19 protein-coding genes, 1 tRNA gene, 2 pseudogenes and 1 riboswitch are annotated in these 23,100 nt (G+C 69.1%); of the genes and pseudogenes, 12 read left to right on the top strand and 10 right to left on the bottom strand.

The genetic code is table 11. The features are described 5' to 3' along the window. Positions 1 to 179 precede the first annotated feature (179 nt). The 8 genes from ABD104_RS20000 to ABD104_RS19965 all read left to right on the top strand — a co-directional run bounded on the left by ABD104_RS20000 (position 180) and on the right by ABD104_RS19965 (position 10,780). Positions 180 to 2,204, top strand: coding sequence for a UvrD-helicase domain-containing protein (locus ABD104_RS20000; RefSeq protein WP_132980258.1), 2,025 nt, complete (start codon positions 180 to 182; stop codon positions 2,202 to 2,204). 189 nt (positions 2,205 to 2,393) lie between these two features. Beyond that, on the top strand, positions 2,394 to 4,487 hold the full coding sequence (locus tag ABD104_RS19995; protein ID WP_343928080.1) for a hydantoinase/oxoprolinase family protein: 2,094 nt from the start codon (positions 2,394 to 2,396) through the stop codon (positions 4,485 to 4,487). Between the two features lie 16 nt (positions 4,488 to 4,503). Continuing rightward, positions 4,504 to 6,690 carry a hydantoinase B/oxoprolinase family protein gene (locus tag ABD104_RS19990; protein ID WP_343928079.1) on the top strand — a complete coding sequence of 729 codons (2,187 nt, stop codon included), beginning with the start codon at positions 4,504 to 4,506 and terminating at the stop codon, positions 6,688 to 6,690. An 11-nt stretch (positions 6,691 to 6,701) separates the two neighbouring features. Continuing rightward, positions 6,702 to 7,463 carry a dienelactone hydrolase family protein gene (locus ABD104_RS19985; protein WP_279816895.1) on the top strand — a complete coding sequence of 254 codons (762 nt, stop codon included), beginning with the start codon at positions 6,702 to 6,704 and terminating at the stop codon, positions 7,461 to 7,463. Then, positions 7,463 to 8,602 (top strand): DODA-type extradiol aromatic ring-opening family dioxygenase, encoded by a 1,140-nt coding sequence (locus ABD104_RS19980; protein WP_343928078.1) that lies wholly within the window; start codon positions 7,463 to 7,465, stop codon positions 8,600 to 8,602. Before ABD104_RS19985 ends, ABD104_RS19980 begins: the two co-directional genes overlap by 1 nt. Before the next feature lie 54 nt (positions 8,603 to 8,656). Continuing rightward, positions 8,657 to 9,520 carry an alpha/beta fold hydrolase gene (locus tag ABD104_RS19975; RefSeq protein WP_343928077.1) on the top strand — a complete coding sequence of 288 codons (864 nt, stop codon included), beginning with the start codon at positions 8,657 to 8,659 and terminating at the stop codon, positions 9,518 to 9,520. After that, positions 9,513 to 9,908 (top strand): RidA family protein, encoded by a 396-nt coding sequence (locus ABD104_RS19970; protein ID WP_279816889.1) that lies wholly within the window; start codon positions 9,513 to 9,515, stop codon positions 9,906 to 9,908. The genes ABD104_RS19975 and ABD104_RS19970 overlap by 8 nt, the downstream gene beginning before the upstream one ends. A gap of 98 nt (positions 9,909 to 10,006) precedes the next feature. Further along, the gene (locus ABD104_RS19965; RefSeq protein ID WP_165963235.1) at positions 10,007 to 10,780 is read left to right on the top strand and encodes a GntR family transcriptional regulator; all 774 of its coding nucleotides are present in this window, start codon (positions 10,007 to 10,009) and stop codon (positions 10,778 to 10,780) included. 25 nt (positions 10,781 to 10,805) lie between these two features. Here the strand turns inward: ABD104_RS19965 and ABD104_RS19960 are convergent, their stop codons facing one another. Then, positions 10,806 to 11,273, bottom strand: coding sequence for a YbaK/EbsC family protein (locus ABD104_RS19960; protein WP_087840310.1), 468 nt, complete (start codon positions 11,271 to 11,273; stop codon positions 10,806 to 10,808). 116 nt (positions 11,274 to 11,389) lie between these two features. Between ABD104_RS19960 and ABD104_RS19955 the strand changes: the two genes are divergently transcribed. Beyond that, positions 11,390 to 12,163, top strand: coding sequence for a GntR family transcriptional regulator (locus ABD104_RS19955; protein ID WP_087840309.1), 774 nt, complete (start codon positions 11,390 to 11,392; stop codon positions 12,161 to 12,163). A gap of 35 nt (positions 12,164 to 12,198) precedes the next feature. On the opposite strand, the gene ABD104_RS19950 is transcribed toward ABD104_RS19955, so the two are convergent. Both ABD104_RS19950 and ABD104_RS19945 read right to left on the bottom strand, forming a co-directional pair. Continuing rightward, complete coding sequence (locus tag ABD104_RS19950) at positions 12,199 to 13,173, bottom strand: Bug family tripartite tricarboxylate transporter substrate binding protein (protein ID WP_343928076.1); 975 nt, start codon at positions 13,171 to 13,173, stop codon at positions 12,199 to 12,201. Positions 13,174 to 13,345: 172 nt separating this feature from the next. Further along, entirely contained in the window at positions 13,346 to 14,323 is a 978-nt protein-coding gene (locus ABD104_RS19945; RefSeq protein WP_087840307.1) for a Bug family tripartite tricarboxylate transporter substrate binding protein, read from the bottom strand. A gap of 262 nt (positions 14,324 to 14,585) precedes the next feature. Between ABD104_RS19945 and ABD104_RS19940 the strand changes: the two genes are divergently transcribed. Then, a complete protein-coding gene (locus ABD104_RS19940; RefSeq protein ID WP_132980122.1) occupies positions 14,586 to 15,815 on the top strand; it encodes a CaiB/BaiF CoA transferase family protein in 1,230 nt (409 codons plus the stop codon). 1 nt (position 15,816) lies between these two features. Here ABD104_RS19940 and ABD104_RS19935 read toward each other — a convergent pair. From ABD104_RS19935 to ABD104_RS19925, 3 genes and pseudogenes are all read right to left on the bottom strand, one after another. Further along, positions 15,817 to 16,014 (bottom strand): annotated as a pseudogene (locus tag ABD104_RS19935) (helix-turn-helix domain-containing protein); the annotation flags it as partial. Then, a pseudogene (locus tag ABD104_RS19930) lies at positions 16,015 to 16,311 on the bottom strand (type II toxin-antitoxin system RelE/ParE family toxin); the annotation flags it as partial. 121 nt (positions 16,312 to 16,432) lie between these two features. Further along, positions 16,433 to 17,332: a c-type cytochrome gene (locus tag ABD104_RS19925; protein ID WP_343928075.1), complete on the bottom strand. Its 900-nt coding sequence runs from the start codon at positions 17,330 to 17,332 to the stop codon at positions 16,433 to 16,435. A gap of 252 nt (positions 17,333 to 17,584) precedes the next feature. On the opposite strand from ABD104_RS19925, the gene ABD104_RS19920 reads away from it, so the two are divergent. Beyond that, positions 17,585 to 17,660: transfer RNA gene (locus tag ABD104_RS19920), tRNA-Arg, on the top strand. Between the two features lie 59 nt (positions 17,661 to 17,719). Here ABD104_RS19920 and ABD104_RS19915 read toward each other — a convergent pair. The 4 genes from ABD104_RS19915 to ABD104_RS19900 all read right to left on the bottom strand — a co-directional run bounded on the left by ABD104_RS19915 (position 17,720) and on the right by ABD104_RS19900 (position 22,383). Continuing rightward, a complete protein-coding gene (locus ABD104_RS19915; protein WP_343928074.1) occupies positions 17,720 to 18,598 on the bottom strand; it encodes a helical backbone metal receptor in 879 nt (292 codons plus the stop codon). Positions 18,599 to 18,626: 28 nt separating this feature from the next. Further along, entirely contained in the window at positions 18,627 to 20,477 is a 1,851-nt protein-coding gene (locus ABD104_RS19910; protein ID WP_087836535.1) for a TonB-dependent receptor plug domain-containing protein, read from the bottom strand. Positions 20,478 to 20,557: 80 nt separating this feature from the next. Next, positions 20,558 to 20,798: riboswitch (cobalamin riboswitch) on the bottom strand. A gap of 70 nt (positions 20,799 to 20,868) precedes the next feature. Further along, positions 20,869 to 21,282, bottom strand: coding sequence for a nucleoside diphosphate kinase regulator (gene rnk, locus ABD104_RS19905; RefSeq protein WP_132980761.1), 414 nt, complete (start codon positions 21,280 to 21,282; stop codon positions 20,869 to 20,871). Between the two features lie 273 nt (positions 21,283 to 21,555). Further along, positions 21,556 to 22,383, bottom strand: a complete 828-nt coding sequence (locus ABD104_RS19900) for an alpha/beta hydrolase (protein ID WP_087836547.1) — start codon at positions 22,381 to 22,383, stop codon at positions 21,556 to 21,558. A gap of 162 nt (positions 22,384 to 22,545) precedes the next feature. Between ABD104_RS19900 and ABD104_RS19895 the strand changes: the two genes are divergently transcribed. Continuing rightward, entirely contained in the window at positions 22,546 to 23,097 is a 552-nt protein-coding gene (locus ABD104_RS19895; RefSeq protein ID WP_343928073.1) for a hypothetical protein, read from the top strand. Positions 23,098 to 23,100: the final 3 nt, after the last annotated feature.

Here is a 23,100-nt window from a genome sequence, read left to right as displayed (position 1 = left end):
TCCATGTCCGCCCCCGAGTACCGTCCGCGCGGCCGTCCGCCGCGCGCCATCGATTTCCAAGCTAGCGTATGACTGCCTCTTCCTCTTCCGCCGCGACCCGTGCCATGGACCGCGCCGACTCGCGGCTGAACAAGCCCGACGGACGCGCATCGGCCGCGCTGCCCCCGCTCGACGCCGGCATGAACCCGGCGCAGCGCGAGGCCGTCCGCTACCTGGACGGCCCCTGCCTGGTGCTGGCCGGGGCCGGCAGCGGCAAGACCCGCGTCATCACGCAGAAGATCGCCTACCTGCTGCGCGACTGCGGCTATTCGGCGCGCAACGTGGCCGCGCTCACCTTCACCAACAAGGCCGCGCGCGAGATGGCCGAGCGGGTCGGGTCGGTCGCGCCGCCCAATGCCATCAAGGGCCTGACCATCAGTACCTTCCACTCGCTGGGCGTGAAGATGCTGCGCGAGGAAGCCAAGCAGGTGGGGCTCAAGCCGCAGTTCTCCATCCTGGCGGCGGACGACGCCATGGGCATCGTGCAGGAACTGGTCGCCACCACCGACAAGGGCCTGATCCGTGCCGTGCAGACCGCCATCTCGCTCTGGAAGAACGCGCTGGTCGAGCCCGACCAGGCCGAGCGCCTGGCCACCACCGAGAGCGAGCGCGATGCCGCGCGCGTCTACCGCAGCTACAACGCCACCCTGCGTTCCTACCAGTCCGTCGATTTCGACGACCTGATCCGCCTGCCGGCCCGGCTGCTGGAATCCGACGCCGAGGCGCGCGAGCGCTGGCAGTCGCGCATCCGCTACCTGCTGGTGGACGAGTACCAGGACACCAACGCCTGCCAGTACCGGCTGGTGCAGTTGCTGACCGGACCGCGCGCGATGCTGACCGCGGTGGGCGACGACGACCAGGCCATTTATGCGTGGCGGGGCGCGACCATCGAGAACCTGGCCAAGCTCACCACCGACTATCCCAACCTGCGCGTCATCAAGCTCGAGCAGAACTACCGTTCCATGCAGCGCATCCTGGCGGCGGCCAACAACGTCATCGGGCACAACCCCAAGCTGTTCGACAAGAAGCTGTGGTCGGACCTGGGCGTGGGCGATCCGATCGGCGTCATTCCCATGGACGATGAAGAGGCCGAGGCCGAATCCGTGGCCATGCGCATCTCCGCCGCGCGTTTCGAGCTGAAGGCCGACTGGCGCGACTTCGCCATCCTCTACCGCAGCAACCACCAGGCGCGCATATTCGAGCAGGCCCTGCGCAACCTGAAGATCCCGTACATGGTCTCGGGCGGGCAGAGCTTCTTCGACAAGGCCGAGGTGCGCGACATCATGGCCTACCTGCGCCTGATCGCCAACGACGAGGACGATCCGGCCTTCATCCGCGCCATCACCACGCCCAAGCGCGGCGTGGGCCAGTCGACCCTGGAAGTGCTGGGCACCTACGCGGGCGAACGCGAGATCCCGCTGTTCGCCGCCGTGTTCGAGACCGGCCTGGAGCAGCGCCTGCAACCGCGCCAGCTCGGCCCGCTGCGCGAGTTCTGCGAGTTCATCAACCGCATGCAGTGGCGCGCCGGCGCCGCCAAGGGCGATGCCGCCCCGTCGGGCGAGACGGCCTCCGAGATCCTGGACGACCTGGTGCGCGCCATCCAGTACGAGCGTTACCTGTACGACCACTTCGACGAGCGCGGCGCACAGAACCGCTGGCAGACGGTGCTGGACCTCCTGGGCTGGCTCAAGCGCAAGGCCGAGGAAGACAAGATGAGCCTGATGGACCTGGTCCAGCACATCGCGCTCATCACCATGCTCGAGAAAAGCGACGACGAGGACCCCGACCTGGTGCGCATGTCCACGCTGCATGCTTCCAAGGGCCTGGAGTATCCACATGTGTTCCTGGTCGGCACCGAGGAAGGGCTGCTGCCCCACCTGGGCAAGGACGACGAGGAAGGCGACCCCGCCAAGGCGGCCGAATCGCTGGAAGCGCGGGTGCAGGAAGAGCGCCGGCTGATGTATGTCGGCATCACGCGCGCGCGCCGCACGCTGACCGTCACCTGGTGCAAGAAGCGCAAGCGCGGCCGCGAGGACATCGCGCGCGAACCTTCGCGCTTCATCAAGGAAATGGGGCTCGAGACCGACGAAGTGGCCGATGCCACGCCCGGGCTCAGCGCCAAGGAAAGGCTGGACCGGCTGAAGTCGCTGCTGAAGAAAGGCTGAGCCGGCGAGGGCGTCGAGCGGCGCCAGCTTGCCGCCCTAAAAGGGTAATTACCTAGTCTTTTAACATTCTATAGTTCTATACATAGAATGTTTTTCGGGTTCTAATAGCGCCAGATTCGGACGCGGCCGCGCGGCGGCCGTGTGCCGGGGAACGATCGCCCGCTGGGGCGGCATCTGGAGGAAAGACTCGTGTCTTACATAGGTACGGATATCGGAGGGACGTTCACCGACCTCGTTCTTCTGTCCGACGACGGCGACGTGCGCATCTTCAAGGCGCTGACGACGCCCGACGACCGCACGCGCGGCGTGCTGGACGCCATGAAACTGGCGGCCGAGGAACTGGGCATCCCGGCCGATCGGCTGGTGGCCGAACTGAAATACTTCTCGCACGGCACCACCGCCGCGACCAACGCGTTCATCGAACGCAAGGGCGCGAAGACGGGGCTGCTGACCACCCGCGGCTTCGAGGACACGCTGCGCATCCAGCGCGCCATGGGCGGCTGGATCGGCATGCCCACGCACGAGATCTCGCACTTTTCCAAGCGCCGCGTGCCCGAGCCCATCGTGCCGCAGGACCTGATCAAGGGCGTGGTCGAGCGCGTGGACTACAAGGGCGAGGTCATCGTGCCGCTGGACGAGGCGGCGGCGCGCCAGGCCATACGCGAGCTGCGCGACGCGGGCGTCGAGGCCATCGCCATCAGCCTGCTGTGGTCGTTCCGCAATCCGGCGCACGAGCGGCGCCTGGCCGAACTGGTGGAAGAAGAGGCGCCGGGGCTGTTCGTGACGACGTCCTCGCTGCTGGTGCCCATCATCGGCGAATACGAGCGCACGTCGACCACGTCGATCAACGCCTACCTCGGCCCGGTCATCCATCGCTACATCAACGGGCTGGAAGGGGCGATCCGGCGCTTCGGCTTCCAGGGACCGATCTCCATCATGGAGTCGGGTGGCGGCGTGCTGCCCGCGGCCGAGGCGGCGTTCCAGGCGGCCAACCTGCTGACCTCGGGCCCGGCCGGCGGCGTGCTGGCCTCGCAGAAGCTGGGCGACCTGCTGGGCTATCGCAACGTGCTGACGGCCGACATGGGCGGCACCAGCTTCGACGTGGGCCTGATCGTGGATGGCCAGCCGTTGCTGGAAACGGTGCGCGAAGTGGGCCGATTCCACGTGGCGCTGCCGTCGATCAAGGTCACGGCCATCGGTGCGGGCGGGGGCTCGATCGCCCGCGTGCGCGACGGCCACCTGACGGTGGGCCCGGAAAGCGCGGGCTCCACGCCGGGGCCGGCGTGCTACGGCCGCGGCGGGGTCGAGCCGACCATCACCGACGCCGACGTGGTGCTGGGCATCATCGATCCGCGCTACTTCCTGGGCGGTCGCATGGCGCTGGACGTCGAGGCCGCGCGCCAGGCCGTGCGCAAGTACGTGGCCGAGCCGCTGGGCATGAGCGTGGAAGAGGCCGCCGCGGGCATCCGCGAGGTCGCCAACAACCAGATGGCGGACCTGCTGCGCCGGGTCACGCTGCGCGCGGGCTACGATCCGCGCGACTTCGTGCTGATGGCCTACGGCGGCGCGGGCGCCACGCATGCGCACCAGTACGCCGAGGTGGCCGGCATCGGCAAGGTGGTCGTACCCAACACCGGGCCGGCGCATTCGGCCTACGGCACGGTCACGGGCGACCGCCACCGCTCGTTCTCGCTGGCGGTGGGCCAGCACGCGCCGGCGCGTTTCAAGCGGGCATCCGAGCACATCGACATCGCGGCCCTGAACGAGGGCTTCGGCCAGATCGAGGCCCGCGCGCGCGAGGCGCTGGGCGACGACGTCACTATCCACCGCTACATCGGCATGCGTTTCCGCCAGCAGGTACACGAGATCGGCGTCGAGGTGCCGGCCGGCCAGCTCCAGGCCGCCGACGTGGATGCGCTGGTGGATGCCTTCGAGGCGCAGTACGAGCGCATCTACGGCAAGAACACCGCGCTGCGCAGCTCGGGCGTGGAGTTCACCGTGGTGCGGGTCGAGGGCACGTCCCCGGTCATCAAGCCGGCAGCGCGCCAGGTCGACGGCGCCGGCCGTTCGAACCGGCCGGTGTCCGACCGGCAGGTCTATTTCTACGGCCACGGCTTCATCCGCGCCGACATCTACCGCAGCGAGGACGTGGGCCCCGGCCATGCCATCGCGGGCCCCTGCATCATCGAGCGGCCCGACACCACCATCGTCGTCGGCCCGGACCAGTCGGTCGAAATGGAGCCCTACGGCAACTTCGTGATTTCCATCGCGCGCAACCAATAACGCTATCGAGACGAGCATGCATCAGGTCTACGAATACACGGCCAAGGAGGTCGACCCGATCACCTTCGAGGTGATCCGCCACCGGCTGCTGTCGATCACCGACGAACAGGCGGCCACGCTGGCCTCGGTGTCGGGATCGGCGCTGGTGAACGAGGCGACCGATTTCAACACCGGCCTCTACCGCGCCTTCGGCGAAGTGGTCACCATGGGCAAGACGGTGACCTTCCACGCGGCCTCGCTGTCGCTGATGGTCAAGCACGTGATCGAGGATTGCGAGGACACCGTCGGCATCAATCCGGGCGACATGTTCATCGTCAACCACCCGCACAAGGGCGCGCTGCACTGCCCGGACGTGGGCGTGCTGGCGCCCATCTTCGTCGACGGCAAGCGCATCGGCTGGACCGGCGCCTGCGCCCACCAGCTGGACGTGGGCGGCATGGTGCCGGGCAGCTTCGCCTCCATGGCCAAGGACATCCGCCAGGAAGGCATGCTGATCCCGCCGGTCAAGATCATCGACCGCGGCGAGCTGCGCAGCGACGTGTTGAATTTCATCACCGGCATGTCGCGCCTGCCCACCAACATCAGCCTGGACCTGAAGGGGCTGATGGCGGCCAACAACATCGGCGTGAAGAGCCTGCTCGACACCATCGCCAAGTACGGCGTGGACACGGTGCTGACGGTCATGGACGGCATGATGAGCCTGTCCGAGACCAAGATGCGCAAGCGCCTGAAGGAGCTGCCCGACGGCGTGTTCCGCGCCCAGGCCTTCCTGGACCACGACGGTTTCGACAACAGGATCTACAAGATCCACGTCGAACTGCGCAAGCAGGGCGACCGCATCGTGTTCGACTACACCGGGTCCGACCCGCAGGCGCCGGGCTTCGTCAACGCGACGCGCACGGGCCTCCTGGCCGGGGTCTACGCCGGCATCCTGCCGGTCATCGCCTACGACCTGCCGTGGAACGAGGGCCTCCTGCGGCCGCTGGAGGTGCTGTCCACCGAAGGTTCCATCGTCTCGTGCAAGTTCCCCGCGCCGTGCAGCCAGGGGCCGCTGGGCGCGATGTGGCTGGTCGAGGTCACCACCACCGAGGTCATCTCCAAGCTGATGGCCACGCATCCGGACTACCTGGCCGAGGCGCAGTCGTCGCCGGCCAGCGGACCGGACCTGTTCCACATCCACGGCCGCAACCAGTACGGCGAACCGGCCACCGCGCCCATCCTGGAAGTGATGCTGTCGGGCGGCGGCGCCTATGCGCACCGCGATGGCGTGAGCGTCTCGGGCCAGCGCAACATCACCGCCGGCCGCGCGCCCAACGTCGAGACCACCGAGCTGAAGCTGCCGGTGCTGTACATGTACCGCCGCATCATCACCGACAGCTCGGGGGCCGGCCGCAACGTGGGCGGCCAGGCCGCCGGGGCGGCCTTCGTGCTGCACGGCGTGGACGAGGTCGAATCGCTGGTGGCCTGCCACGGCTACCAGTCGCCCACCTCGCGTGGCCTGTTCGGCGGCTATCCCAGCGGCTGCAATCATCGCCGCTTCCTGCGCCACAGCAACATCCGCCAGTTGCTGGCCGACGGCGTGTTCCCCGACCGCATGGACGGGCTGCAGGGCGAGGAGGTCGAGTTCAACGCCAAGCCGCCCGAGTTCGAGTTCGGCAAGGATGACGTGTACGAGTGCAATCCCACCGCCGGCGGCGGCTGGGGCGATCCGCTGGGGCGGCCGGCCGGCAGCGTGGCCGCCGATGTCGCGGCCGGGGCCTTCTCGGCCCAGGTGGCCGAACGCATCTTCGGCGTGGTGACGAAGGGCGGCGCCCTGGACGAAGCCGCCACCGCCGCCGCGCGCGCGGCGATCCGCCAGCGCAGGCTGGCGTGGCCGGCCGGCAAGGCGTTGGCCGCCGCACCGCGCACGGAGCAGGCCGAGCCGGTGGCCATCGTCGGCGACGTGGCGCGCATCGTGCGCGCGTCCGGCACGCCCTACCTGGTCTGCAACAGTTGCGACACGGCCATCGCGCCGGCGGCGGAGAACTGGAAGGACTACGCGCGCCACCACCTCGCCACCCCCGAGGACCTGGGCCCGCGCGTGCGCATCCACCACGACCTCGAGGTCGTCCAGCACGCCTGCCCGCATTGCGCCACGCTGCTCGACGTCGAGGTGCGCCGCAAGGGCGAGGCATCCCTGTTCGACATCCAGGTCGCGGCCTGAAGGAGGCATCCATGAACAAGCGAACCAGCCATGGCCGCTGGGTGGCCTTTCCCAGCGGCGCCGACGAGGTGCGGGGCTACCTGGCCGAGCCCGACGGCGACGACGTGCTGGGCGCGGTGGTCTGCGCGCCCGAGAACCTGGGGGTGACCGAGCATCGCCAGGAGGAAACGCGGCGCCTGGCGGCCGAGGGCTTCATCGTCCTGACCGTGGATCCGTACAGCCGTATCGGCGGCCGCCCGCCGCAGGACTACACCACCGCCGAGGAGCGGCGCAGCAAGGCTTTCATCGCCGCGCGCGACGAGGTCGTGGTGCCCGATTGCCAGGCGGCGCTGGAGTGGCTGCGCGCGCAGCCCCGGGTGGGGTGCGTCGGCGCCCTGGGCTACTGCCTGGGCGGCGGCACGGTGCTGGCCTGGGCGGCCGGCACGCGCGACCTGGCCTGCTCGGTGGTGCTGTACGCGCTGCCGGTGGTGCCGGCCGCCTATTCGCCCGACGGCCGGGATCGTTCGCGCATCGCCCTGGCGCCGCGCATCCAGGCGCCCATGCAATTGCACTTCGGCGAGGCCGACGAAGCCATTCCCATGGACCAGACCCTGGCGTTGAAGGAAGCGCTGGAAGCGCGGGCGCCCGCGCCCATCGATTTCCATGTCTATCCCGGCGCGCGCCATGCGTACATGGACAGCACGCTGGAGCGCTATTCGCCCGAGGCCGCCGCGCTGACCTACGAGCGCTTCGTGGGCTTCCTGCATCGTCATCTGGACGCCGGGGATAGCTGATGGGCGAGATCGTCTGGGCCGCCGCCACGGCCCACACCGGCGCCATGATGCGCGCGCCCAAGGGCGACCCGGACGACCTGGCGCGCGCCGACCGGGTGTTCCAGGCCTTCTCGGCCCTGTCCGCCTCGCTCAAGGAGGCGCGCCCGGACGTGCTCGTGGTCGTCGCCACCGACCATTTCCTGACCTTCGACCAGGCAGCGCTGCCGGTGTTCGCCATCGGTACCGGCGCGGCCTTCCCGGGGCATGGGGAGTTCGGCGTACCCAGGCGGGACTACACCGGCGTGGCGGGCCTGGGCGAAGCGGTGCACGCGGGCATGGTGGCCGCCGGCTTCGACGCGGCCGGCGCGCGCGGCCTGCCGCTGGACCACAGCTTCTCGTGTCCGCTGCAATTGCTGCTGGCCGGCTGGGACGCGCCGGTGCTGCCGGTGTACGTGAACTGCACCATCGAACCGCTGCCGCGCCTGGACCGCTGCCTGGCCTTCGGCCGCGCGCTGGGCGACGCGCTGCGCGTGCAGGACCTGGCGCCGCGCGTGGCGGTGCTGGGCACCGGCGGCCTGAGCCACTGGGTCGGCATGCCCGAGACCGGACACATCAACCGCGACTTCGACCGACGCTTCCTGGAAGGCTTCGCCGCCGGTCGGTTCGACGAGATCGCCGGCTGGAACGCGGCCGAGGTGGTGCGCAGCGCCGGCAACGGCGCGGCCGAGATCCGCAACTGGCTGCTGGCCGCCGGCGCGGCCCGGGCCACGGGCGCGCGCGTGGCGGCCTACGAGCCGGTGCAGGCCTGGGTGACCGGGATAGGCGTGACCGAACTGCTGCTGCCTCCGGGGCAGGCGGGTGAAACCCTGCCTGCGCAGGCCGCCGGGGCGCGCCGCGACAGGCACGCGCTGGAGCGCTACCTGTTCCGCTTCGACAAGGAGCCGGCGCTGCAGGAAGCGCTCAAGGCCGGTGCCGAGCACGCCTTCGATGGCCATGCGCTGGACGACGAGGAACGGCGCGCCCTGCGCGAACGCGATCTCGCGACCTTGTACGAGTGGGGCGTGCATCCGCTGTTGATCCGCAATTTCGCCGGCACCCTGGGACTGCGCTACGTGCAGGCCTACCATGACCGCGGCCTGCTGCCGCGGCACGGCAACTGAGCAAGCGGACCCCGCGACCGGCGGGGTCCACCTCTTCGACTGGAGACATCGATCATGAATGACACGGCAATTCGTTCACGCTGGGTACTGGCCAACGGCGTGCGCACGCACTACGCGGAAGCCGGCGACCAGGGGCCCACGCTGGTGGCGTTGCACGGCGGCGGCGCGGGTTCGTCCGGCGCATCGGGCATGGGGCTCGTGCTGCCGCTGCTGGGCAAGGACTTTCGCGTGGTCGCGCCCGATTCCATCGGCGGCTTCGGATTGACCGATACCCAGGCGCCCACGCCCTACGGGCTGATCAGCCGCGCAGCCCATACCGCCGATTTCGTCGACGCGCTGTGCCTGGACAAGTTCTCGGTGCTGGGCAATTCGCAGGGCGCGTGGTCGGGCGTGTACTACGCCATGCTGCATCCGGACCGGGTCGAAAAACTCGTCATCGTGTCTTCGCTCACCATTGCCGGCTCCATGGGCATCAAGCAGGCGCCGAACGAGGCCATGCATGCGCTGATGGGCTATGACGGTTCGCGCGCGGGCATGAAGCGCCTGCTGGAGGCCCTGATCATCGACAAGTCGCGCATCACCGACGCGCTCATCGACGATCGCCAGCGCGCCGCCACGCGGCCCGGCGCGTTCGAGGCCTTCCAGCGCATGGCGCAGGGCATAGACTTCGTGCGCAACGACCCGGTGCTCAAGCTGCAGACCCAATGGCAGGAAGCGCTGCCCGCGCTGACGCGCCGCATTCCCACCCTGGTCCTGTGGGGCGAGGAAGATACCTTCGCCGTGCCCGCCACCGGCCGCGCGCTGGCCGAGATGCTGCCCGACGCGCGCATCGAATGGGTGCCCGGGGCCGGCCACCAGGTGCAGACCGACGCGCCGGACCGCGCCGCCGCCATCATCCGGGAGTTCCTGCATGGATAGGGCGAGCATGCCGCAGTCGCCGGACGCGCCCGATCGCATGCCGGGCATGGTGCCCGGCGTGCGGGCCGGGGGCTTCCTGTTCCTGTCGGCCATACGCGGCCGCGACCCGGCCACCGACCGCATGCCCGACGATCCCTACGAACAGGCCTGCCAGGCGCTGCGCAACGTCCAGGCGGTGCTGGCGGCGTCCGGCGCGACGCTCAGGCACGTGGTGAAGGTCACGCTCTATCTGCACGACCTGGACAAGCGCAAGGCCTTCCACCAGGCATGGATGGAGTTCTTTCCGCAGGATCCGCCCGCCCGCATCGCCGTGGGCATCGCGGATGCCAACGGCGCGCCCGGCGGCAACGCCCACTACGCGCTGGACGTGATCGCGCTGGCGCCGTGACCGGCCGGCTCGATTGCCAGCGCCCGCCGCGCCCCGGCACAATATGCGTTTGCGCCCCGGGGCGCGAGACTGGCCATCCGCCGCAGGTGATTCGCTCCATGGCATCCGCACGACGCACGACCGACGCTTCCGATACTTCCGCGCGTGCCGGCAACACCGGCCCGCGCGGCGGGCTGCCGATGTACGCGCAGCTCTTCGCGCTGTTCCGCCAGCGCATCGAGAACGGCGTCTGGCCGCTGAACGAGTGCATTCCGTCGCTGGACGAGCTGATGGAGGAATTCGACGTGGGCCGGGTCACGGTGCGGCATGCGCTGGGCATGCTCGAGGCCGAGGGGCTGATCGGCCGCTTCCGCGGCCGCGGCACCTTCGTCACGGCGCGTCCCCAGTCCAACATCTGGTATCGCATCCCGATGAACTGGGACGAGCTTACCGGGCCGCAGCCCGACATCGAGGTCGAGTGGCTGGAAAGCCACGAATGCGCGCAGCCGCCCGCCTCGGTGCACGCCGGCGCCGCGCTGGGCGAGTCTTATCAGGCCCTCAAGCGGCGCCTGCTGCGCCACCACATTCCCTACGGCATCGGCCATACCTACATCGAAAAGAACGTCTACGCCGCCTTCGGCGCCGACGTGCTGGCCAAGCCCATCCCGCTGAAGATCCTGGACGCTCGCCTGCCGGGCGGCGTCGGCCATGCCGAGCAGACCGTGCGCGCCAGCGTGGCCGACCTGGACACCGCCCGCCTGCTCGACCTGACTTCGGGCGCGCCGGTCATCCAGGTGACGCGGTCGGTGCTGGATCGCGACGGCGTCCTGGTCTATGAATCGCTGGGCATCTTCCGCGGCGATTTCGTCGAGATCCACACCGACCTGAAATAGACGCGCCTCAGGCCGTAGACGCGCCTCAGGCCGCTTCCTGGCTGACATCCACCCATTGCGCGCCGACCAGCTCGGCCAGGCGCCGGGGCGCGATGCGCACCGCGCTGTGCGTGGAACCGGCGGCGGGCAGCACTTCGTCGTAGGCCCGCAGCGAGACATCGCAATACACGGGCAGCGGCGTGGCCAGGCCGAACGGGCAGACGCCTCCCACCGGGTGTCCGGTCACGGCCACCACTTCGTCGGCCGGCAGCATTTTCACGCGGCCGCCGAACACGGCCTTGGCCTTCTTGTTGTCCAGCCTGGCGTCGCCGCGTGTCACGACCAGCACCTCGCGGTCGCCCGCCCGCAGCGACAGCGTCTTGGCGATCTGGCCCGGCGCGACGCCATGGTGCTGCGCGGCCAGTTCGACGGTGGCGGTGCTGTGCTCGAGTTCGATGATGGCGATGTCGGGTGCGTGGGTGGCCAGGAAATGGCGGACGGATTCGAGGCTCATGCGAAGACGGCGCGTGTTGCGGAAAGAGCACCGACTATAGCCTACCGTCCGCGCCGCCGATGGCGGGACAGGCCACTGATAGAATGAAAGGCTAGTCAACCAGCACATCGCGCCTCATGACTTTGCCTCCGCCCCGCGCCACCCGCACGACACCGTCGACCGCCATCGCGAACCTGGCCCAGGTGGGGACGCCCATCTACGTCAAGCTGGTCATGTCCTTCAGGAAGCGCATCGAGACGGGCGAGTGGGCGGTGGACCAGCAAATCCCGTCGCTGGACGAACTGGCCCGCGAAGAAGGCGTGGCGCGCGCCACCATCCGCCATGCCATCGGCTTCCTGGAGTCCGAAGGTCTGATCGGCCGTTACCGCGGCCGTGGCACCTTCGTCCTGCGCCGCCCGCAAAGCGGGGTGTTCTACGATATCCCGACCAGCTGGGATACGCTGGTCAACCACGTGCCCGACATCCAGATCGAATGGCTGGAGAGCAGCACTGTCATGCGGCCCCAATCGATCAACCACCACGGCGGCTCGCTGTCGTCCGACGGCTACCAGCACCTGCGCCGCCTGCAGAAGCACAACCAGATCCCGTACTTCGTCGGCGATTCGTACGTCGAGCGCACGATCTTTCGCGCCATCGGCAAGCGGGCGTTCAACTCGCCCGTGCCCATGCAGCTGATACAGAATCACGCGGGCGACCGCATCGGCCGGGCCGAGCAGACCATCCAGGCCAGCAACGCCGACTTCGAGGTGGCCCAGTTGCTGGACGTGCCGGTGAACACCGCCATCATGGTGGTCACCCGCTCGGTGTTCGACAAGGACGAAGTCCTGGTGTACGAATCCCAGGGCCTGTTCCGCAGCGACTTCGTGCGGGTGCACATGCGGCTGAAATAGCGCCGGCGCCTGGCGTGCCGGCCGCTCGCGTCCGGCTATTCGATGCTGATGCCCAGCCGCTTGATGCGTGTCTCCACCTCGGCCAGTTCGTCGCGCACGCGCGTGGACAGCTCGGCCGGCGTGCTGCCCTGGGGCTCGATCCCCAGCGCCGCGAACTTCTCGATCAGTTCCGGATCCTTCAGCACCTGCGCGATGCCGGCGTTGAGCTTCTGCACCACGGCCGGGGGCGTGCCCGCCGGCGCCACCAGGCCCACCCAGGTCTCGATGGCCAGGTCGGGACCGCCGGATTCCTTGACGGTGGGAACCTGCGGATAGTCGGCCAGGCGCTGCGGCGAGGCGGTGGCCAGCATCTTCAGCTTGCCGGCCTTGACCAGCGGCAGCCCCGAGCCGATGGTGGCCACGCTGAAGCTGATGTCGCCGTTGGCGACCGCCGTGTAGATCTGCGCGCCTTCCTTGTAGTGGACCGGCATCATCTCGGTGCGCGTGGCCTGGGCCAGGATGGCACCGCCGAAATGGGCGGGACTGCCGACGTAGGGCGTACCGTAGGTGATTTTCTTCGGATCCTTGCGGGCCGCCTCGATCAGGTCGCGCATCGATGCATAGGGAGCCGAGGCGGACGTGTAGAACAGGAAGGGCGCACGGAAGAACAGCGACACCGGCGTGTAGTCCTTCTGCGGGTCGTAGGGGACCGAGGCCAGCAGCTTGGGATTGGTGGTCATGTGCGCGTCGCCCACGACCAGCAGGGTGTAGCCGTCGGGCGCGGCCTGCTTGGCGGCGCCCAGCGCCTGGAAGCCGTTGGCGCCCGGCTTGGCCTCGATGACGATGGGCTTGCCCCACAGCTTGCCCAGTTTCTCGGCCATGATGCGGGTGGCGACGTCCGGCGTCAGGCCGGCCGGGTAGGGCGTGACGAGGCGGATGGGGCGCGTGGGGAAGTCGTCGGCATAAGCGGCCTGGATGCCGGCAAGCGCCAGGCTCGCCGCAACCAGGCCACACGATAGACTGGGTTTCAAGCTTGTCTCCTCGATGCGTCGTCGCTGGACGCGCGGGCGTCCGGGTGCCTGCCCGGTCGCTCGGTTCAATGTGATAGTAAACTATACTACTAGCTATTATGAGCCGAGCGCGGGCCGACGGCAAGCGGGGAGTGCCGCGCAGGCGAGGGGCCGCCGGCGCGGGAGGAAAAGACTACTGCGCGGTGATGTGGCGCTCTTTGATGATCGCGCCCCAGGTGGCCGACTCGTCGGCGATGAACCTGGCGAGTTCTTCGCGGCTCATCGGATCGGGCGTCAGTCCGTGCTTGATCAACTGGGCCGACACGTCGGGATCCTTCAGCACCTTCACGATTTCCTCGTTCCAGCGGTCGAGTATGCCGGCGGGCGTCCTGCCCGGCGCGACGAAGGCGTACCAGTTGGTGGCATTGAAGCCGGGAATGCCGGACTCGGCGATGGTCGGCACGTCGGGCATGAAGGCCGGGCGCTTCAAGCCCGTCGTGGCGATGGCGACCACCTTGCCGGTCTCGATATGGGGCTGGGCCGAAGACGGCGTGGAGTAGTACGAGGCGACTCGTCCCGACAGCAGGTCCACCATGGCCGGCGCCCCGCCCTTGTAGGGCACGTGGACGACGTTCACGCCGGCGCGCTGGTTGAGCAGTTCGCCCGCCAGGTGCGAGGCGGAGCCGGCGCCGGTCGAGGCGTAGCTCATCTTCTCGGGATGCTTCCTGGCCATCTCGATGTAGTCGTTCAGCGTCTTGACGCCCAGGCCGGCGTAGGCCACCAGCACGTTCGGGAAGTTGACGCCCATGGTGATGGGCGCCAGGTCCTTGACCGGGTCGTAGGGCAGCTTCATCAGGTGGGGCGCGATGGCCAGCGGACCGATCGAACCGAGCAGGATGGTGGAGCCGTCGGGTTCGGCCCGCGCGACCAGGTCGTGGGCGATGTTGCCGCCCGCGCCGGCCTTGTTCTCGACCACGACCGGACGGCCCAGGTTGTCCGCCAGCTTCCTGGCAATCAGGCGGGCCGCGGTGTCGGCGCCGCCCCCGGGTGCGAAGCCGACGACCATGGTGATCGACTTTCTTGGAATGTCCTGGGCCGAGGCCAGCGGCGGCAGGACACAGGCGAACGCGGCCGCGATCCACGCGGCCGGCATGAGCGGGTGGCGATGCATGGCTCCTCCGTTCTGGTTGTCCGGGGAATCGGACGTCCCCGGCATCGGGCCAGCATACGGGCACCTCGCCGGTGCCGGTAATCACCGGACATGAATGGGGGCTTCACGACTTGTGACGGGACGCGCGCGCCAGGCGTGGGGCGTCGACGGCCGGGCCGGTGATTCTCGGGGAGCCGCCGGGCCCGTGGGGTAAGCTTACGGATTGCCCGGCATCGGCCGGTCCCGCGGTTTTGTTCTTCCTTCACGCGAATTCGAGCAAAGCATGACAGCACGCACTTCTCCCCTGGCCGGCATCCGTGTTCTCGACCTGACTCGCGTCCTGGCCGGACCCTGGTGTACCCAGAACCTGGCCGACCTGGGCGCCGAGGTGATCAAGATCGAGCGGCCGGGATCGGGCGACGACACGCGCAGCTGGGGGCCGCCGTTCCTGAAGGACAGCCAGGGCCGGGACACGGCCGAGGCCGCCTACTATCTCAGCGTCAACCGCAACAAGCGCTCGGTCGCGCTGGACATCGCCACGCCCGAAGGCGCGCGGCTGGTGCGCGAGCTGGCCGCGCAAAGCGACATCCTGATCGAAAACTTCAAGGTCGGCGGGCTGGCGAAGTACGGACTGGACTACGCCTCGATGAAGGAAGTGAATCCGCGCCTGATCTATTGCTCGGTCACCGGGTTCGGCCAGACCGGCCCGTACGCCAGCCGCCCCGGCTACGACTTCATGATCCAGGGATTGGGCGGCTTCATGAGCATCACCGGCGAGCGCGACGGCCTGCCGGGAGCCGGCCCGCAGAAGGCCGGCGTGGCCGTGGCCGACATCCTGACCGGCATGTACGCCACGGTGGGCATCCTGGCCGCGCTGCAGGAACGCCAGCGCAGCGGCCTGGGACAGCACCTGGACGTCGCGCTGCTGGACACCGTGGTGGCCATGCTGGGCAACCAGGCCCTGAACTACCTGACCTCGGGCGTCGCGCCCCGGCGGGCCGGCAACGCCCACCAGAACATCGTGCCCTATCAGGTGTTCGCCGCGTCCGACGGCCACCTGATCGTCGCCGTGGGCAACGACGGTCAGTTCCGCGCCTATTGCGGCGTGCTCGAGGCGCCGCAACTGGCCGATCATCCCGACTACAGCATCAACAGCAACCGCGTCATCAACCGCGACCGGCTCGTGCCCATCCTGGCCGAGATCATGGAAAAGAAGCCGCGCGACTACTGGCTGCAGCGGCTCGAGGCCGTGGGCGTGCCCTGCGGCCCCATCAACACCATCGAGCAGGCCTTCGACGATCCCCAGGTCCAGGCCCGCGGCCTGCGCCTGGACCTGCCGCATCCGCTGGCGGGCACGGCGCCTTCCGTCGCCAGCCCGCTGCGCCTGTCGGACACGCCGGTGCAGTACCGCCACGCGCCGCCGCTGCTGGGGCAGGACACGGAAGCTGTGCTGCGTGACTACCTGGGCCTGAGCGACGAAGCCATCCAGCGCCTCGTGCCGCCCGCCGCGTAGATCAGAGGATCGCCTGCAAGCCCTTGTCGGCGATGATGTTGAGCAGCTTGAGCGCCGGACCGGCAGGTCGGGTTTCTCCCTGCTCCCACTTGCGCACCGTCGAGGCGGTAGTGTGCAGGTGGAGCGCGAACACTGGCTGACTGAACTTCAGGGCTTCCCGCAGGTGTTTGATGTCGGCGGCTTCGAACTCGCGCACGGGGGACAGTTCCAGAAACACCTTGCCGACGAATTGCAGCGCCTTTTTTTCGCCCTGCGTGATGTCCGCCTTGTCGCTCTTGGGAAAGCCGTGCAGGAACACATAGCGTCTACCCAGGCGAGCTGACAACAGTGTGCGGTAGCCGCCGCTCTTGCCGCTGCCAAGGCGGGCCACCCGTTTCTTGTAGAGAAAGCCACCCAAGTCTGCGTCGATCAAGCCGCTTTCCATTTCCTTGACTGCTCCGCAGAGGCTGGCGTCAGGCAGCTTCTCGCTTGATCCGGGCGCAGGCCAGCAAGGTATCGGGCTGGAGAGGAGGGACGTAGGACAAAAATGCGCCGCTATGCGGCGGCGCGGCCTGAATAAAAAACCCAGCCCCCTTTCGGTGAGCCGGGTTTTTTTAGATCGAAACGGGCGAGGTGGCTTACTTGGCCGCGTCGACCATGTATTGCACCGCCGCGCGGATGTCGGCCTCGGTCGCATTCGCGGCGCCGCCCTTCGGGGGCATCGCGCCCTTGCCCTGCATGGCAACCGATACCATCGTATCCACGCCGGTGGCGATGTACTTCGCCCAGGCGGCCTTGTCGCCGAACTTGGGCGCGCCGGCGATGCCGGCGCCGTGGCAGGCGAAACAGGTGGAGTCGTACAGCTTCTTGCCGTCGGCGGTGGAAGCGGCCGCGGGTGCCGCGGCTTGCGGGGCCGGCGCGGCGGCGTGGGGCGCGGGCGCGGCCGGCGCCGCGGCGGCAGGGGCAGCAGGCGCGGCGGGTGCGGCAGCCGGAGCTTCCGCGGTGGCAGCCGGGGCGGCGGGCGCGGGTTCGGCCGGCTCCTTGAAGTTGGCGCCGCTGTTGTTGGCCATGTAGACCACCGCGCGCGCGACCTCGAAATCGTCCAGGTCGGGGTTGCCGCCCTTGGCCGGCATGGCGCCCTTGCCGTGCAGGGCGACCTGCAGCATGGCGTCGAAGCCGGTGGAGACGTGCTTGGCCCATGAGCCGCTGTCGCCGAACTTGGGCGCGCCGGCCACGCCGGCGGCGTGACAGGTGGCGCAGACCGCCTTGTAGACTGCTTCGCCGGTCTGGAACACGCGCGGGGCGTTGGCGTCGCGCAGTTCGAAGCCGGCCACCGGCTTGATGCGGGCCTCGATGGCCTCGGGCGTCTGCGCGTCGGAGCCCGCGTTGGACTTGTTGCCGCTGGCGACGAAGTTCACGAGCAGCAGGATGGTGATGATGGGGACGAGGAAAGCCAGTATGACCACCGTGATCAGCTGGCGGGGCGTCCTGATCGGCGATTCATGGGCTTCTTCGTGATTATGCTGCGCGTTGCTCATTGCCAAGTCCTGCAAGTCTATGGGCCGGGCACGCCCGACACGTGACGGTTTATGGGATTTTGCTGACTGCTTGCTTTGATACTTGTATTGCGCCGGATGGGCTGCCGCCTTTCTCCTCCCGGCCGGCTGCTTTCCCGCACATAAACGCCTGATTATAGCGGCAGGCCCGCCGCTCGGCTCAATCGGTGTTTTTGGGGGCCGCGCGCGGGGCAAAAGACGAAATCTTCCAGGCAGGGTACAATTGGCGGCTACGCGCCCGTAGCTCAATGGATAGAGTACTGCTCTCCGAAGGCAGGGGTTGCTGGTTCGATCCCAGCCGGGCGCGCCATTTCCTGCCTTCCCCCGTGCAGCCGCCAGCCGCTGCCACGTCATTCCTCCCCGTACTGCTTATCGTCCGGCCGCCCGCCGCCGTGCGGCATCGATCATCCCGCACAGGCGCTCCGTGGCGTCGATCATGCGCGGCGTGGGCCGGTGCATGGCATCGGGGTCGATGGCCCACAGGTTGTCCGGCGCCGCGGCCAGCGCCGGCCCGAAGGCCTTCCAGGCCGCCAGCGCGGCATCGGCGCCCGGGCCGGCCTGACCCACGATGATGGCCTGCGGATTCTCCTTCAGGACCCCTTCCGTGCCCACCATGGGCGCGGCGGCGGGCAGGCCGCCGAAGACGTTGACGGCGCCGCAGGTTCGCAGGGCATCGCCGATGATGCCGCGATCGTTCACGGTGTACATGGGCTGGGAACCCACCTGATAGAACACGCGCACGGGCCGTTGGCCCGCATGGCGCGCGGCCAGGGCGGCCAGGCGCCGCCGCAGGTCCGCCGCATGGGCCCGGGCCGTGGTCCGGGTGCCCGTCAGTTCGCCCAATCGTTCGATCGCGTCGGGAATGTCTGCCAGCTTGCGGGGATTGCTGTAGTAAAGCCGGATGCCCAGCCGCGCCAGCAGGGATTCGGGCAGCCCGGCGTGCGCCGGCCCGTCGCCGTAGGCCCACAGCACGACCAGGTCGGGCGCCAGCGCCACGATGCGCTCGGCGTTCGGGTGCAGTCCGTCGCCCACGCGGGGCAGCTTCACGGCCTCGGGCGGGTAGTTGCTGTAGCGGTCCACGCCCACGATGGCCGCGCCCGCGCCGGCCGCGTACAGCAGTTCGGTGGCATGGGGCGCCAGCGACACCACCCGCCGCGCGGGCGCGGGCAGGGTGATGTCGCGGCCCGCGTCGTCGCGCGCGTGGATGGCCTGGGCCAGCGCGGCCGCCGGGACCAGGACCAGCGCCACGGCCACGGCCGCCCATGGGCGGCGTCGCTCAGGGGCGATAGCTGAGGTTGACGAAGACCGTCGAACCCGGGGTCGCATAGCCGCCCGCCAGCTCATAGTGCTTGTTGAACGCATTGTTCCAGCGTACCTGCACCTGCGTGTTGCGATTGATGTCGTAGGACGCCATCAGGTTCATCAGGCTGTAGCCGCCCAGGCGTCCCACTGCGCCAGCGTAGTCCACGCGCGGGGTGGTCGCCAGCCACTCGGCGCCCAGCAGCCAGGGGCCCAGGCGGTGGTCGGCCGCCAGCTTCAGGCTGCCGCGGGCGCGCCGGGCCAGTTGTTCGCCGGTCCGGGCATCGCGCGGGTCCTGCCAGTCGGCGCTGGCGCGCAGCGTGGTCGCGCCCAGCTGCTGGGCGACGCTGACGTTCACGCCCTTCAGGATGGCCTTGTCGACGTTGGCGTTGCTGCCGGTCCAGTTGCCGGTGCCGTCGTCGACCCAGACGATCAGGTTCGAGACGCGGTTGCGGAAGGCCGTGATCGAGGCCGTGGTGCCGCCCTGGCGATAGCGCAGGCCCGCTTCCACGTTGCGCGACTTCTCGGCCTTCAGGTCGGGGTTGCCGCCGAAGCCGTACAGGTCGCTGTAGGTGGGGGAGCGGAAGCCGGTGCCGGCGCCGGCCGTGGCCTGCCATCCGGGCGCGAAGTCGTAGGCGTATGACACCGCGCCAGAGGTGTTGCCGCCGTACTGGGAGTTATTGTCGTGGCGCAGGTTCAGCTGGACGTGGTGCCGATCGAAGTCGCCGCGGTAGATCGCGGCCACCGAGTTGGTCCGGCGCCGGGTCGGGAAGCTGCCGGTCAGCGAGGTGCTCAGCACGTCTTCGCGCAGGTGCTCGGCGATCAGCGACAGGTTCTGCCCGGCGGCCAGCGCCAGGTCGTTCTGCCAGGTGAACAGGTCCTGGCGCGTGCGCGCCTGCGCCCGCGGGGCCGTGGCGCTGGCGTAGTCGCGGTAGTCGTCCACGGTGCGCCCGAAGCGCAGCGTGCTGGTCCAGGCGTCGGTGATGCGGTCCACGCTGGACAGCGAGTAGGCCTGCACGCGCGTGACGGCGCGCGAGTCGTAGGCGATGCCGTTGTTGTCGTACTGGCCGTTGACGCGGGAGTTGTAGACGCTGGCCTCGACGCGGTGGCCGGCGGCCCAGGCCAGGCCCAGGCGGGCGGCGGCGTTTTCCTGCTCGTAGCCGTCGCGGTCGCCGTAGTAGGCGAAGCTGCCGGGCAGGGTGGCGTTGAAGCCGCGGCTTTTGGATTTGCCGTACTGCAGGCCGTAGGTCCACATGCCCTGCGCGCCGTCCAGGTTGACCTGGGCCTTGTAGGTGTCGTGGCTGCCCGCGCCCACCGATCCGCTGATGGCCAGCGGCCGGTCGGCCTGGCGCTTGGTGATGATGTTGATGACGCCGCCGATGGCGTCCGCGCCATAGATGCTGCTGGCCGCGCCGCGCAGGATCTCGATGCGTTCGACGCTGGCCGGGTCGATGCCGTTCAGGCTCATGGTGCCGGAGGTGGCCGATCCCACGCGCAGGCCATCGATCAGTACCAGGGTATGGCGGCTGTTGGCGCCGCGGATGAAGACGCTGGTCGTGGTCTGCGGGCCGCCGTTGGTGCCGATGTCGATGGCGTGTTCGCGCTGCAGCAGCTCGGCCAGGCTGGTCTGCCCGGCGCGCTGGATGGTCTCGGCGTCGATGACGGTGACATCGCCCAGCGCGCGCGACAGGGGCTGCTCGACGCGCGAGGCCGTGACGGTGACCGGATCTAGGGTGGTGGCGGCAGGAGCCTGGGCCTGCACGTTGGCGGCGCAAAGCAGCGCGCCGGTGGCGCCGGCCAGGCGCCAGGAGGTGGAACTGGATGACATGGATACCTGCGGTTTCGGTGACGCGCATCCCCGCACGTCGGCTTGCGAATCGGGAAGCGTTGCGCTTCCCCCTTTCGGTCCTGGGGACCTTCGAGCCGGCCGGTATCCGGGCTGGCATCCGTGGCCGCATCCCCTTCCCATGCGCGCCGGCGCCGGAGGATGCGGCGGGACGTGGCACAGTGGGTTCGATGCGGCGTGTCGCGCGCGGCGTGGCCACGCGGGACGGGATGCTTACCGTTGCGGGGGCAGCACAGGTTAGGTCCCGAAGGGGCCCTCCTGTTTCCCGTTTAACTGTGAAGCACCGACTCGGCGGCTACTCTAGCACGGCCTGGTGGCGGAAGTCGGGAAACGGGGCGGGGATGTTGTCCGGCCGCCGCGTGGCAGGAGGGGATCAGGCGGTGTAGTCGCCGTTGGCTTCGGGCTGGTAGTCGATGCGAACGACGCGCATCTGGCGCGGTTCGCCGTCGGGAGGGGTCCAGCCGATCTTCCCGGGCACCCGCGCGCCCAGCAGGGCCGCGCCCATGGGCGAGAACACCGACACCATGCCCTTGGCGGCATCGGCTTCCTTGGGATAGCACAGGGTGATCAGCCGCACGCCGCTTTCGTCCTCGACTTCCACGCGGGTATGCATGGTGACGATGTCGGCGGGGATCTCGCGCGGCTCGGCCTGATCCGCCTGGTCCAGGGCCTCGGCCAGGACTGCCTGCGCCGTGCCGGCCGCGGGCTCGCGGTCGCCGAGAAGGTTGGTAAGGCGAACGTAGTCGAGTTCGCTGACGGTAATGTAAGGGGGGCTGCTGGTTTGCATGCCTGTCTCCTGAAGAAACGGTGCCGGGAAAACGGCGTTCAAGACGTTTGTTCGGGAAGCCCGGCGATCGATTGCGAGAAAGCGGTAGAGGGGAGGGGGATCGCCGGGCTCAGGAGTGGAAGGCCGGGATGAGCGGAAACAGGATGGACGGGCGCGACGACGCGCGACGCGCAACGGCGCGCGTCGACCGGGATCGGAGCGAGGAGGCGGGTGCCAAGAGGGCACGCCGTATGGTTTCCATGGGACTAGGATAGCCCATTCTGGGCGACCGGTTCAAACCGGGGCGGTCAGGGTGGCCAGCCAGGTCTCCATGTCGGCGTAGACCGGGGCGGCCAGGGCCGGCGTCTCGTTCAGGATCTCGTGATAGGCCTGGTGGTACCAGCGCAGCGCCAGCTTGCCGGGCGCGCCCGAGTCGGCGAAACGCCGGCTGCCCGAGGGCGAGACGATGGCGTCGTCCCCGGCCACCATCAACAGCGTGCGCGGCTTCAGGGTGGAAGCTTCGGCGATCGACTGCGCGCCGGCATCGGCGATGAAGCGCATCAGCCGCGCGCTGATCCGGTCGTGCACCAGCGGGTCGTTGGCATAGGCGTCGATGACGGATTGTTCGTGCGAGAGCCGGGAGATCTTCAGGCCGCTGCCTACCCGCAGATCGGGGGCGATGCCGCCCAGCATGTCCAGCAGCCAGCGCTGGCGGGCGGACAATTCCACGCTGAAGGCGGGCGATGACAGCACCAGGCCCGCCAGCGGCACGTTGCCGCGCAGCGCCACGCGCGCGGCCACCAGGCCGCCCAGGCTATGGCCGATCAGCAGCGGCGGCGCACCCGTCTCGCGTGCGTATTCGGACAGCCGGTGCTCGGCATCCACCACCAGGTCGTCGCTGGTGCGCAGGGCGCCCCGCTTGCCGCTGGAACGACCGTGGCCCCGGTGATCGTGCGCCGCCAGCGACCAGCCGCGGGCGGCGAACCAGCGCACCAGTCCTTCGTAGCGACCGGCGTGCTCTCCCAGGCCGTGCAGCAGGTAGGCCGGCCGGTAGCCTTCCGGGCGGGGCGGCACGTCCCAGCGGTACGCCGCGAGCTGCGTGCCGTCCGGAGCGGTCGTCATGGAAATCAGCGACAATTCGTTGTCCCGTATCGATCGTGTATGGATTCAAAGGCGGATTGTCGCTCAGCCACTTCCAGCGGGCCGGCTGGCTCGTGTAACAGCTTGTACCGTTTTGTCGCGGACTGGCGGGCGACGATGCCGCACACTGCCGCTGGAATGCCCATGTCTTCACCCATCCGCGCCTGCCTCGTCCTGCTCCTGGCCCTGCTGGCCGCCTGCTCGCCCAAGTACAACTGGCGCGAGATGCCGGCGGCCGACGGCGCGATACGCGTCACCTTCCCCGCCCGTCCCAAGCCGGACCAGCGCGACGTCGACATCGCCGGCCATACGCTGCCGCTGGCCTTCGACATCTCGCCGGTGGACACCTCCATCTTCGCCGTCGGCCGGGTGACGCTGCCGGAGGCCATCCTGGCCGATCCGGCTGAACTGGCCAAGGTCGCGGACGCCTTCGAACAGGTGTTGCTGGCCAATCTGCGCGGCACGCTGACCTACCGCAAGGACATCACGCTGCGGCAGGCGCCGGCCGACACGCGCAAGCTCGGCCGGGCGGTGGAGCTGGAGGTGCACGGCATGGTGGCGAACACGCCGTCCTGGCTGCTGGGGCGGGTCTACCTGCTGGGCAACCAGTTGATCGAGGTCGTGGCCCTGGGCCGGGAGGACGAACTGGACCGCGATTCGGCCCAGACCTTCGTGCAGTCGGTACGGGCGGATTGACGG

Source organism: Pigmentiphaga daeguensis, assembly GCF_039523035.1.
GTDB classification, from domain to species: domain Bacteria; phylum Pseudomonadota; class Gammaproteobacteria; order Burkholderiales; family Burkholderiaceae_B; genus Pigmentiphaga; species Pigmentiphaga daeguensis.
The sequence above is the reverse complement of the archived record's forward strand: the minus strand, read 5'-3'. Positions and strand labels throughout refer to the sequence as shown.

Excerpts from the sequence above, each read along its gene's own strand:
- ABD104_RS20000 (WP_132980258.1), top strand. The coding sequence starts at position 180 with ATGAACCCGGCGCAGCGCGAGGCCGTCCGCTACCTGGACGGCCCCTGC.
- ABD104_RS19990 (WP_343928079.1), top strand. The coding sequence starts at position 4,504 with ATGCATCAGGTCTACGAATACACGGCCAAGGAGGTCGACCCGATCACC.
- ABD104_RS19985 (WP_279816895.1), top strand. The coding sequence starts at position 6,702 with ATGAACAAGCGAACCAGCCATGGCCGCTGGGTGGCCTTTCCCAGCGGC.
- ABD104_RS19980 (WP_343928078.1), top strand. The coding sequence starts at position 7,463 with ATGGGCGAGATCGTCTGGGCCGCCGCCACGGCCCACACCGGCGCCATG.
- ABD104_RS19975 (WP_343928077.1), top strand. The coding sequence starts at position 8,657 with ATGAATGACACGGCAATTCGTTCACGCTGGGTACTGGCCAACGGCGTG.
- ABD104_RS19970 (WP_279816889.1), top strand. The coding sequence starts at position 9,513 with ATGGATAGGGCGAGCATGCCGCAGTCGCCGGACGCGCCCGATCGCATG.
- ABD104_RS19965 (WP_165963235.1), top strand. The coding sequence starts at position 10,007 with ATGGCATCCGCACGACGCACGACCGACGCTTCCGATACTTCCGCGCGT.
- ABD104_RS19960 (WP_087840310.1), bottom strand. The coding sequence starts at position 11,273 with ATGAGCCTCGAATCCGTCCGCCATTTCCTGGCCACCCACGCACCCGAC.
- ABD104_RS19955 (WP_087840309.1), top strand. The coding sequence starts at position 11,390 with ATGACTTTGCCTCCGCCCCGCGCCACCCGCACGACACCGTCGACCGCC.
- ABD104_RS19945 (WP_087840307.1), bottom strand. The coding sequence starts at position 14,323 with ATGCATCGCCACCCGCTCATGCCGGCCGCGTGGATCGCGGCCGCGTTC.
- ABD104_RS19940 (WP_132980122.1), top strand. The coding sequence starts at position 14,586 with ATGACAGCACGCACTTCTCCCCTGGCCGGCATCCGTGTTCTCGACCTG.
- ABD104_RS19925 (WP_343928075.1), bottom strand. The coding sequence starts at position 17,332 with ATGAGCAACGCGCAGCATAATCACGAAGAAGCCCATGAATCGCCGATC.
- ABD104_RS19910 (WP_087836535.1), bottom strand. The coding sequence starts at position 20,477 with ATGTCATCCAGTTCCACCTCCTGGCGCCTGGCCGGCGCCACCGGCGCG.
- rnk (WP_132980761.1), bottom strand. The coding sequence starts at position 21,282 with ATGCAAACCAGCAGCCCCCCTTACATTACCGTCAGCGAACTCGACTAC.
- ABD104_RS19900 (WP_087836547.1), bottom strand. The coding sequence starts at position 22,383 with ATGACGACCGCTCCGGACGGCACGCAGCTCGCGGCGTACCGCTGGGAC.
- ABD104_RS19895 (WP_343928073.1), top strand. The coding sequence starts at position 22,546 with ATGTCTTCACCCATCCGCGCCTGCCTCGTCCTGCTCCTGGCCCTGCTG.